The following is an 11,992-nucleotide window of genomic DNA, read 5'->3' on the forward strand; positions in this document are numbered from 1 at the left end:
CCCTCTCTATTAAGCGCTTTCAATCAATGGTTCCAAGTATAGATGAAAAGGATCGCGAATGGCAATGGGAACGCGGAGCCATTCGCGATGACCTTTCGGAGGATCTATCGGACTGGAAATTTATTTGCCGGCCATGAATTCATCCAATTGCTTCTGGACTTCGGCCACGATTTTATCGGTTCCGGCGTCTTTTTCCTTGGCGATGAAGTTCGCCACATCCTTATCGACGTCCTTTACGTTGATCCCGCACATCAACAGGTTGCCCTGCTCGCTGCGCAATTGCTCCCGTTTGGCGACCTCCGTCTTGATACTCGTCTGATCGGGAACAAAATAGTTTACCGTCGAATTGATTTGGTTAGGTCGATTGATGAAGGCGTCGTACGTATCGTAGTATTTTTGCGTATGCTGTTCATCGAGCTTTTGGAAATCCTTGCGCCAGAAACCCCATTGTCCCGGCCAATCCAGGTAATTGGTCGGTTTGCCGTTGCCTTGTCCCGGCATATACATGACTTTGTCGCCATCCAGCTTGTAGGTCTTATCCACGATACCGTAAACTACGGCGTCGTACAGCTGTTGATTGGTGGTGAGCTGTTCCAGGAACATCAGCACCCGTTCGGGATTGGCCGCATTTTTATTGATCGCTACGATGTTATCGAGCGGCGAAGCCAGCACCCATTTATTGTCGGGGTAGAACTCGGACCAGGTTTTTACGGCACCTTGCGCTTCCAATTCAGGTTTAAACGGATGGGGATTTTCCAAAATCCCTCCGTCAATCTGGTTGATCGACGAGCCTAAAGTTCCGGCGGAAAAGTCTCCCTCCGTTCCTTTCGTCGCCAGCAGGTTGCGCGGAATAAGGCCTTCCTCATTCCATTTCTTGGTGTAGGATACGTACTCCTTGAAAGCTTCGGTTTGTTCCCACGGAATCACCTTATGCTCCGGATCGTCGATTTTGACGACCAGGCCCATGGCATTCAGATTCTCGTACTCGTATTTTTCCAAGAATACCTGCGCAACGTCGCTGAACCAGCTGTCCGGGCGCCAGGTAATCGGCAGGATTTGCGGAGAGGCTTTTTTGGCGGCACGGAGATATTCGTCCAGCTCTTCGACGGTTGTTACTTTATCCTTCGTGTAACCGCCTTTTGCCGCCAAATCACCACGGTACCAAACGATCGGCTTAATGCTCTTCTTCAGCGTCCACGGAGCTCCATAGACCCGCCCCTTGACCCGGATCGGATCGAGCAGGTTCTCCTTGGTGTAAATCTCGTTCAGCTTGGGAGCGTACTTCGGCAGCAAATCCGTAATATCCAGATATGCGCCGCGGTTCATCGCATTGGAGAAGTCGTTCCAGTTCGCGTCGAAATTCAAATCGTAATCATCGCCGGAAGCTTGCAGCAGCTTCATCTTGTCTTTATAGTCGTTCCAGTTGACGAAATTGATTTCGAATTTGGCATTGAGCGTGTCCTTGGTTAATTCGGAAACATAATTCCAGACCTCGTCGGTCGCTTGCGGTTTATCGCCGGGAAAATAAAACCGCAAAGTAACCGGTTTCAATTTACCGTCCTGAGTGCCGGAGTTCTCCGCGCTGCTGCCGGAGGAGTTTCCGTTTTCTTTATTTCCCCCGCCGCATCCCGCCAGCAGCCCAGCTGCCAGCAGAACGGCCAAACCAAGAGTAAACGCCTTCCTGAATCTTGCCATACTTGTTCCCCCTTTAAGGATAATTGTATATGCTTAACGGCAATTCTGCCGGCCAAGCCTTGTCGATTCGCCAAAACCTCGGAATGATAACTCCGCCAGATTAGCCTTTGATGGCGCCCATCATAAGTCCTTTGACGAAATACTTCTGCAAAAACGGGTAGAGAAAAATAATCGGGCCGATAGTGATGATCGTTGCGGCCATTTTGACGCTTTCTTTCGGCACCATCTGATCCGCGCTTGTCGCAAGCACGCTTGAATTGGCCAAATAGTCGACGTTCGAAATGATGGTCCGCAGCAACAACTGCAACGGCTGCAATTCGATATTGTCGATCAGCATCAGCCCGAGCCACCAATCGTTCCAATAGCCTAATGCGATGAACAGGCCAACGGAGGCAAACACGGGCGTCGATAATGGCAGAATAATGGACCAGAGCGTACGGAACTCTCCGGCTCCGTCGATTTTAGCCGACTCGTGCATTTCCTCCGGAATGGAAGCAAAATAGTTTCGCATGAGGAAGACATTGAAGCCGTTAACCAGCGACGGCAAAATAAGCGCCGCCAGATTATTATGAAGATGCAGGTATTTGACACACACGATATACCAAGGAACCATGCCTCCGTTAAAAAGCAGCGTGATCAGCACGTATCCGGAGATAAACCGCCGGTATTTCAGACGGCGCAAGGACAGCGGGTAGGCCACCATTGCGGTGACCGCCAGGCTGCCGATCGTCCCGAATACGGTCGCCAAGATGGTTACCTTGTAACCGGCCAAAATGACATGGAGCCGTTGAAACAGATAGTTGTAGGCGGTGAAATCGAAATGCTTGGGAAAAATATTGTAGCCGCTCGTCAGGATATCCATCTCCCGGGTCATCGAGCTCGACAGGATGATAATAAACGGCACGACGCAAAACAAAGCGAGCAGGGCAACAAAGAAATTAAGAACCGCTTGCCCCACGGTAAACGATGAACGAACCTTCATGACGGGACCTCCTGTGCGCAATCGAATTTTAAAAAAGTGCCGAATCGCTTTCATATTTTCGGGCTACTCGATTGCTGATATAAACCAATGCAAAAGCGAGGACAGACTGATAGAAATTCGCGGCGGCGGCCATTCCCATGTCCCCCGCTCCCTTCAAGCTGCGGAACACAAAGGTATCGATAACGTCCACCGTGGAATAGATTTGGGAATTGTCGCCGACCAGCGCATAAAACATCCCGAAATCGGAATTCATGATACGGCCGACCGCAAGCAAAGTCAGAACGACAATGGTAGGGCGCAGCAGCGGAAGCGTAATGTAAAGGGTCTGCTTAAATTTAGTCGCGCCGTCGATCGTTGCGGATTCGTAGAGCGTATGATCAATCCCCATCAGCGTCGCCAGGTAAATGATGCTGTTATAACCGACGCTTTTCCAAACGAAAATGACGGCAATCAGAAACGGCCACGCCATCGGTTTGGAATACCAGTCGATCTTCTCCAGTCCCCACCGGGCCATAAGCTCGCTTAACATCCCGTGCTCATAGCTCAAAATGTTATAGGCGAACACGCCGACCACGATCCAGGAAATAAAATACGGAAGCAAGGTAAGCGATTGCGATACGCGCTTGAACCAAACCGAACGGATTTCGTTAAACAGAATGGCCACCAGCACATTCAGGAAAGTTCCTACGGCAATAAACAGCAGGTTCAGCAGAATCGTGTTCCGGGTCACGCCGACCCAATTGGATGAAGTAAAAAAATACCTGAAGTTCTCGTAAATCGGATGCGCCCAGGAACTGCGAAAGATCCCCGTGCTCAAATTGAAATTCTTAAAGGCAATGATGATGCCCACCATCGGAAAATAGCTGAACACCAGCAGCAGCAGGATGGCTGGTAAAGTCATCAAATACAGCGTCCGGTGCTTGATCAGCTCTCTGACCAAAACAATCTCCCCCTCCATGATTTAATGTTTTTACTGATCTCTCTAATCAATTGCTAATCACTTGGCGAATTAGCGAAAGCCATAGTTCAGTTTCGTGAATCCGCTTTCAGTTTTATGCTAGCACGGTCTCCCGGCGCCTTAAACTTTGCCTTCCGATGATTTTGTTGCGATTTCTACGATTCCGGGGTTTCGTTTGCTACGATTTTGTTGCGATTTGTGGAATGGGTCTGGTGTTCAAGCACACAAAAAAGCCGTATCCAAGCAGATAAATCTGCTCGGATACGGCCTAGGAAAACAATTATGGGTGTTACGGAAGAGTAATCGGATTAGAAGCCGAAGACAAACTGTTGGTTGCTTTGGTTTGATCTTTGGAGACTGATAGAACGTAAGCTTTGTAGGTTCCTCCGCTTACAATCGGGGCGCCAAATGCATCTAAATCATTAGTTGTTAGCGAAAGCGGCCTTTGTATTCCCGGATAAACAAGGTTGCGCTGCAGAGTATTAGCGGTGGTCAAATTCAGATCAGGACTCGCCGGTACAACAAAGACAACATAAGAACCAATTTGTTCTTCATTATCTGCTTGATCAAAATCGACCTTGAACCCAGTTCCGTCTAGCGTTACTCTCACGTTGTTTGCCGATGGTACCGGCAAAATAGGAGCATTAACCTGGAATGGATCAGATGCTTGGGATATTGCATTTACCGTACTGTTCCGCAAATCTGCCATAGTTAGAACATACACTCTGTAACTTTGCCCTGGTGCAATATTATTTCCAATGATGTCGGTAGTGGCTGCGGTTAATTGCAAGCTTGTATTTCCTGTACTTGGTGCCACCGAAGTAAAATTACTCTTAAGCGCATTGGCTTCATTAAGCCCGAAGCTTGACACGCTGTCAGGAACAATAAAAATACGATAACCAGAAATGATAGTCAAATTAGCTACTCGCGTGAAGTTAACGGTTATATCCTGACCGTTTCCAACCCCATTGGGATTAACGACTACGCTCAAATTTGTCACCGGACTAACCGCCGAATTACCAACAAGCGTTATTGGATCTGAAGGAGATGACAAAGCGTTCCTTCCGGCATAACTGCCGCTGCCTAACGATAAGATAAACACCGTATAGCTTACGCCGTTTTGAATTTTTGCACCGCTGATGTCATTGGCGGAGTTAGTAAGCACTCTTGTAATGGTTCCACCAGTTTTGCTTACATCCGTATAATTGCCGCTTCTAACTCCATTGGCCGCCGTCAAATCAAAGCTGCCAGATGCGCTTGTTGGAACTACCAAAATTCGATAACCGCTAATTTTCGTTTCATCCGCTGTTTTCCCGAACGAAACCTCCAGATCGCGGCCATCTCCGTTATCACCTATATCTCTTAAGGTAGGTTTTGAAGCCGGTCCGACACTTAAGTTACTCGACAAAGTAATCCACCCTGAAGGGGAAGACAACGCATTATTACCGGTATAAGCTCCGGTGCCCACAGATAAAATATACGCTCTGTATGTCGTCCCGTTTTGGATCAACGTTCCGTCAGTGTCTCTCGTTGATGCGTTGAGCACCAGGGTGAATGGCCCGGTCTTGTTTACCGAAGTATAGTAGCTATTTGAATTGGCTTTTGTCAAATCAAAACTGCTGCTTGATTTTACAATAAATACGCGGTAACCACCAATGTTCGTGTCATAGGCCGCACGTGTAAACTGTACCTGCAGATCCTGACCATTACCGGTATCATTCACGTCCGTCAAAGTCGGAGGATTCGTCGCACTCACCGCGTTGGTCCCCAACGTAATTGCCGAGGAATACCCGGAAAGTGCATTGTTCGCGGTATTGCCGTCATTGCTAACCGACAGAACGAAGACCCGGTAGCTCACTCCGTTTTGGACGAGAGAGCCGTCCACGTCTCTTGCTCCGGAGCCCAGTACTTGGGTAAGCGTGTTTCCGTTCTTAGAAACATACGTATAATAGCCGGACGAGTTGGCATCGTCGACGTCAAAGCTGCTGTAGTAGGCCGATTTGACCACAAAGATTTTGTAGTAGCTGATGTTCGATTCGTCCGAAGCCCGGGTGAACTGAACCTGCAGATCGCGGCCGTCACCGTTATCGCCGACATCGCTCACGGACAGATTCGAAACCGTGCCTACCCGATAATTGTTCGACAGCGTGATCGCGCTTGATGCCGAAGACAAGCCGTTGTTCCCCGAGTAAGATCCTGTGCCTACCGCCATCACGAACACTCGGTAGCTGACTCCGTTTTGGAGATAAGAGCCGTCCACATCTCTCGTGCCGGAGGACAAGGCCTGGGTAATGTTATAGCCCGTCTTGTTGATCTGCGTATAATACGAGCTTGACACGTTATTGGCTACGGATAAGCTAAAGCTGGAATAATTGCCCGCTTTCACCACAAAAATTCGATAAGCGCTGATTCTGGATTCATCGGAGATTTTGTTGAAGCTGACCCGCAAATCACGGCCATCCCCGTAATTGCTGATGTCCTCGACCTTCGTGATGACCGGGGCCGCCACGGTATTTACCCCAAGGGTGATCGAGGTAGAAGCCGAAGACAGCTTGCTGGCCGCCGTCGACGTATTGCTGCTGACGGACAGAACAAATGCGGTGTAAGATACCCCGTTTTTGATCAGATCGCCTGATGTATCTCTCGAGGAAGACGACAGGTTCGCCGTCATCGTCGAATTGCTGCCCGATTTGTTCACGGTCGTGTAATAAGAGCTTGACAGGTTATTCGCCGTCGTCAGACTGAAGCTGCTCGCGAGCGAGGTTTTTACAATGAACACCCGGTAATTCGAGATATTGCTTTCGCTGGAAGCCCGCGTGAAGCTGACGGACAAATCGCGGCCATCGTTATAGTCGCTGATATCGGTAGCTTTGACATTCGCCACCGCCGCTACAGATGTGCTGTTCACCAGCGTAATGGCCGGCGAAGGATTGGACAACGCGCTTTGGCTGCCGCTTTTTCCTACGGCCAGAACATACGCCACATAGGACTGGTTCGCTTGAATCAGCGCGCCATTGACGTCACGGGAATTGGACGACAGCGTAAGCACCGGATCCGCTCCCGTCGTCAAATAGGTCGTATAATTGGAAGAAGACACCTGCTGCGCTGCCGACAGATTAAAGCTGGAGGCATTGTTCGCCTTAACGATCATAACCCGGTAATGATCAACTCGCGACTCGTTTGAAGACTTCGAGAAGCTGACCTGCAAATCCCGGCCATCCCCGTAATTCGCCACATCGCGTAAGGTAACGTAAGAAACAGGGCTCGGATCCGCAGTCCCCCCGTTGTTGCCACCATTTCCGCCGCTCGAGCCGGAAGTGATCGTGACCGTTTGGGTCTTGCTGTTCCAGGCAACGTCATTGTCGAGGGATTCGCTGACGAACCGGACCGGCACCATCGTTCTTCCTTTCACGGCCTGTGCCGGAACATCCAGGAAATAAGCTTGATTATTGATCGTTGCGGTTTTCGAGTTCAATTTCAGCACGACTTTGGTACCGTTCTTATTTGCGGTTACGATTTTGGTTGACGAATTATAGTCGACCGTAGCACCCAGCGATTCGAATATGGCCCGAAGCGGAAGCAGTACCCGCCCGCTCACCGTAACCGGAGCCTGGTCCGTGTACAATCGATTTCCGTCAATATAGATGCTGATCGCCGACGCAGCCTGAACCGGAGCCTGCTGGAACAGCGGTACTACCAATAAAGCGGCTAAAAGGGCTGCCCAAATTTTTTTCACACGCTCAACCTCCCATGTTCTTTAAAAGAGTGCTAATTATTGCCTTTCCCTATTTGACGTTCTCATCCGGTAAAAAGTTTCTTCCGTCTGGACGCAAATGAATATTTCCACTGAATCCGAAGTGCCCGCCTTACCCGTTAAGTCTGGAACTCAAAGTCTGACGCCAGCTTGCGGATAACTCCGGAAGGCTGAGAATCCGCCGGATGCCGTCCCCCTCATGCTTGTCCAAATGCATAATGCGATTGGCAAAGGCCAGCGTAACTCCCTGGGGATGCTTTTCCGTCCGCCGCAGTTCATCCCCTTGGTTCACGCGGCCCTCCCGGAGGACCCGAAAATAATAACCCGTATAACCGGTTTGCTGAATTTTCAAAGGGAACTCCGGATTTCCGTGTTTCATTCCCACTTTGAAGCAGGGTTGTCTGGGCTGGCTGACCTGCACGATCGCCTCTCCCCATTCGAAAGTATCTCCGATGCATATGTCATCCTCAAGCAATCCTTCCGTAGTCAGGTTTTCGCCGAAAGCTCCAACCGTGAGCGTCTTCCCCAACTCCCGCTCCCAAAAAGCGTACCGTTCGAACGGATAGACGCATACCGCTTTATCCTTGCCGCCATGGTGAACAAGATCGGCTTGTCCGTCTCCCTCCAAATTGACCCAAGACAAGTAAAGCGATCCTTGAACCGGACTTTTGTGTATTCCGGTCATGACAACCTTGCCGTTATGATTCGCTTGATCCGGTTTGCCTACGTTCAGTGAGCGGATCGCCATCCTTGCCGTCACGTTGTTCCCTCTCCCTTCAATTCGTTGAACTTCATATCTGCTGAGATTCATTATATCCGCACTGGAAAAACTTGTCTTCCCCCTATTTGCTCAAAATGAAACGAAACTTCCCGTGCCCCTCATCCGTATTAATTTTAGGTAAGTCAAAATCAGTCGGAATCATGACCTTAACCTAGAAAATATAAACTTTCCATTCGAGAGGATACCCTAAATGAAACTTAAACTAAAACGCATTGTCATCGTTGGAACTATGGCGATCGTCGTCACCATCAGTCCAAGCCTGACCGGTTACTTGTCCAGCACCGCGTATGCCGCGAATTCTTTAAAGCAATCCAGCCAAAGCAGTTCCACGGCGAATACGAAAGACGAGCTGAGTGAACGCCTTGGCCTCACGCCGGATGAATCGGTGTACGATGAGCTGCTGCAAGGCCATTCTTTGGCCGATATAGCCGCTTCCAACGAGCAGGACGTGCAGGGCATCATCGATTTGCAAATCGGTCAGATGCAGGAGCAGCTCACCAAACGGTTTCTTCAAGGAAATTTGTCAAAAAGGGCTTATGAAGAGCAACTTAGGGAACTCCCCGACATCATCGCGGACAGCGTCCATAACCGATATGCGGCAATTACGGAAAAATAACGAAACGGCCCGGCGCATAAGTGCGTCGGGTCTCTTTATGTTCGGCCGCAGCAGAAGGAATATCAGTGTGATCCGACGAAGTTAGAACGCTGCATGATATTTTCGTGCATGGATTGCAAGGATTTATCTATCCCGGTCTCTTATAATTTGGCTTGAAAGGAGGGTCTGCATGGATTGGCTTGAACGTATGAACAGCGCCATGGAATATATTGAAACGCATCTTTTGGAGGATATCGATTATGACCGGGCTGCCCTGATCGCCTGCTGCTCGACTTATCATTTTCAGCGGATGTTTTCTTTTATCACCGATGTGCCGCTGTCGGAATACATCCGGCGAAGACGGCTGACGCTTGCGGCTTTCGAGCTTCAAAGTGGAGACAGCAGGGTGCTCGATATCGCGTTGAAATACGGATATGAGTCGCCCGAAGCGTTTTCAAGAGCGTTCAAAAAAATGCACGGAGTCATGCCTATGTCAGCGCGCGACAAAGGCGTGCCGCTTAAAGCCTATCCGCGGATGTCCTTTCATATATCGATTAAGGGAGATGCGGAAATGAATTATAAAATCGAGCAAAAAGAAGCCTTTGAACTGTTTGGCGTATCAACAAAAATTAATGCAGCCGATGATCAACCGTTTATCGAAATTCCGGCGTTTTGGGACAAATGCATTTCAGGCGGCATCGTGGATCAGATTCGCCAAGCTGCCGGACTGGATGAGAACGGACAGATCCATACGGCGCTGTACAATAGCCGGGGCGATCAATTTTCCTATATGATCGGGTATTTTATGCCGCAAGCCGGTCTGCCTGACCGGTTTGAAAAGCTTGCGGTTCCGCCGCAAACCTATGCCATATTCTCGACCGGCGTATATCCGGACGGCCAAAGCGATATTCACGGGTTATGGAAAAGAATTTTTACGGAGTGGTTTCCGACATGCAATTACGAGCATGCGGAAGGCGCCGAATTTGAAATGACCTATTCCCGAGGCAACGACATGTATGAAATGGAAGTTTGGATCCCTGTGGTAAAAAAAGCGGACGCGTGAACTGAACAATTACATGTATAAACTAAACGCCCGCCAAGGTGAATATTTCTTTCTTGTCGGGCGTTTTCCATGAGAGGCGGCAAGCCGGTTTATCTCCCTCTTTTAGGCAGCAGCTTGACGTATTCGTCGGACAGCTTCATTAGTTTCAGCACATACTCATAATCGTCCCGGTAAGCGGTAATATCGGCGACCGGCTTTAGGGTTTTCAGCGAAACCGCGGTGCCGTCCTCGAACCCTTCCCCCGGAACGAACATCACGTCATCGTTAAAAAAGGAACCGGTCGGAAGATAATACCGCATGCCGACCGCATTTCTGTCAATGTTCAGCAAATCTTGCCCCAGCGCAGTGAACCCTTCGTCCGCGAGCGAAACTCCGAGAAGATTCGCAATCGTTGGCATAATGTCCACTTGGCCGCCGGTCCGTTCCACGACTTGGCCCGCTTGAACGCCCGGGACATGCACGATAAGCGGAATATTAAACCGGCTGATCCGGTCGTCGTAAGGAACACCCAGCTTGGAGCTGATCTCCGAGGCGCTTACGGCATCAGGCTGCAATCCGAAATGATCCCCATATATCACTAGCATCGTATGGTCCCACATTTCCGCCTGCTTCAACCGGTCGATCAGGGCGCCTATGGCATAATCTGTGTAGTTGACCGCGGTGATGTAGTTGCCCAGCACCGTTCCATCCATATCCTCCGGCAGCTTAATATGACGCTTATCCTCCGGGACGACAAACGGCGAATGGCTGGACGTCGTTATGAACTGGGCGTAAAAAGGCTTTGATTGCGCCTTCAGTTCCTGCAGCTTCTCCACGCCAACCCGGTACATCTCCTCGTCGGAAGCTCCAAAATCGTTGAAGTGATCGTTTTCGTAATAAGGCTTGTCATAATATTTGTCGAAATGAAGCGCCGGGTACAGCTTGTTGCGGTCCCAAAAAGTAACCTTGTTGATATGAAACGTGTCCGCCACGTAACCCTGCTGCTGGAGCAGGCGCGGCAGACTGGGCAGCTCCCTGCTGCCGTACCCGGTAGACATCGCCTCTTCCGCCGTCGGATAGATGGAAGTGTTCGACATGAACTCGGCGTCCGAAGTGTTGCCCGGTCCAATTTGCTGAAATACGTGCGGAAAATACAATCCTTCTTTAGCCAGTCCATTAAGGACCGGTGTCACTTCCTGGCCGTTCAAAGATAGATGAACCGAAAAGTTCTGGAACGACTCCATCTGGATCACGATCAGATTCATACCCTTAGCCGCGCCAAAATATTGAGGTTTCTCCGCTTGTCCACCTGACTTATAAGGATAACCTGCCTGAAGAGCCTTAATTTGAGCAACCGTTTCGTCCAAATTCCCTTCCGCAATCTTACGGTCCTCTTCATGATTCCGAATGGCCGCATCAACCTGGAAATTCAGAAATCCGATGCTCTCCGCGCGCACCAGCTCGTTGTCGATGCCTTTCCCCTCACGGATATAAAGACCCGACAATACCAAACTGACAACCAAGAGCACGGCAACGATGATTTTTTGCAGCGTACCTCCCCCGGTTGGCCGGTCCGTCCGAAAGCTTAATCTCCTTTTCGAACGGGCACGTCTTGCGGAAAATAAAAATCGCAGTAAAAGCAGCACAAGCAGATCGGCGAAATAAAGGAACTGTTCCGGCTGCAGCAAAGCGCTTACGCTGGCTTTGACCTCCGGTACCTGGTTTAAACCGCTAAGCACGGCGTAGGTGGGCACGGTTCCAAAATAGGCGTAATATACCGTGGCCGCGAATAAAATAAACGAAAATAAAAAGTTGAAAGCCCAAAATGCGCCCCACTTGGCTTTGAACGGCGTCAAAAGATCAACCAGGCACAGCAGCGCCAAAACGGACAAGGCATCGCCCGGAACCCCGTCAATCTGAAAGCCCGTGTAGAAGAAATAACGCATAAGTAATAATTTCAGCAGAATTAGCATGAACGTAATGACTAACTGGTATCGGTTCGATTTCAAACGGTTCCCCATCTCTCTTAACTTTCTTTTTACTCCTAGTTTACAAAAGTCTCGATGATCTAACTATCTATTATAGCAGAACCCGGAAAATCGTCGAATTCTATCGTCCAAAAGTAAATACCAGTTATTTTTTCGGGAAATTCATAGTATGATGTTGTCGAAGTTGAACTGTATTT

At 49.5% G+C, this 11,992-nt stretch carries 8 protein-coding genes; 2 read left to right on the plus strand and 6 right to left on the minus strand.

The annotated features are described in order from the left end of the window. Positions 1-120: 120 nt before the first annotated feature. The 5 genes from ACI48K_RS15195 to ACI48K_RS15215 form a co-directional block, all read right to left on the minus strand. Positions 121-1,695 carry an extracellular solute-binding protein gene (locus ACI48K_RS15195; RefSeq protein WP_475028457.1) on the minus strand — a complete coding sequence of 525 codons (1,575 nt, stop codon included), beginning with the start codon at positions 1,693-1,695 and terminating at the stop codon, positions 121-123. Between the two features lie 100 nt (positions 1,696-1,795). Next, a complete protein-coding gene (locus tag ACI48K_RS15200) occupies positions 1,796-2,677 on the minus strand; it encodes a carbohydrate ABC transporter permease (protein WP_475028458.1) in 882 nt (293 codons plus the stop codon). A gap of 28 nt (positions 2,678-2,705) precedes the next feature. Beyond that, positions 2,706-3,617, minus strand: coding sequence for an ABC transporter permease (locus ACI48K_RS15205; RefSeq protein WP_475028459.1), 912 nt, complete (start codon positions 3,615-3,617; stop codon positions 2,706-2,708). Positions 3,618-3,924: 307 nt separating this feature from the next. Continuing rightward, positions 3,925-7,371 (minus strand): stalk domain-containing protein, encoded by a 3,447-nt coding sequence (locus ACI48K_RS15210; protein WP_475028460.1) that lies wholly within the window; start codon positions 7,369-7,371, stop codon positions 3,925-3,927. A 130-nt stretch (positions 7,372-7,501) separates the two neighbouring features. Continuing rightward, on the minus strand, positions 7,502-8,137 hold the full coding sequence (locus ACI48K_RS15215) for an MOSC domain-containing protein (protein WP_475028529.1): 636 nt from the start codon (positions 8,135-8,137) through the stop codon (positions 7,502-7,504). A 223-nt stretch (positions 8,138-8,360) separates the two neighbouring features. On the opposite strand from ACI48K_RS15215, the gene ACI48K_RS15220 reads away from it, so the two are divergent. Further along, positions 8,361-8,786 (plus strand): hypothetical protein, encoded by a 426-nt coding sequence (locus ACI48K_RS15220; RefSeq protein WP_475028461.1) that lies wholly within the window; start codon positions 8,361-8,363, stop codon positions 8,784-8,786. A 169-nt stretch (positions 8,787-8,955) separates the two neighbouring features. Further along, on the plus strand, positions 8,956-9,828 hold the full coding sequence (locus ACI48K_RS15225) for an AraC family transcriptional regulator (RefSeq protein ID WP_475028462.1): 873 nt from the start codon (positions 8,956-8,958) through the stop codon (positions 9,826-9,828). Positions 9,829-9,917: 89 nt separating this feature from the next. On the opposite strand, the gene ACI48K_RS15230 is transcribed toward ACI48K_RS15225, so the two are convergent. Then, the gene (locus tag ACI48K_RS15230; RefSeq protein ID WP_475028463.1) at positions 9,918-11,828 is read right to left on the minus strand and encodes an LTA synthase family protein; all 1,911 of its coding nucleotides are present in this window, start codon (positions 11,826-11,828) and stop codon (positions 9,918-9,920) included. Positions 11,829-11,992 lie beyond the last annotated feature (164 nt).

The sequence above is a fragment of the Paenibacillus terrisolis genome (assembly GCF_056171975.1).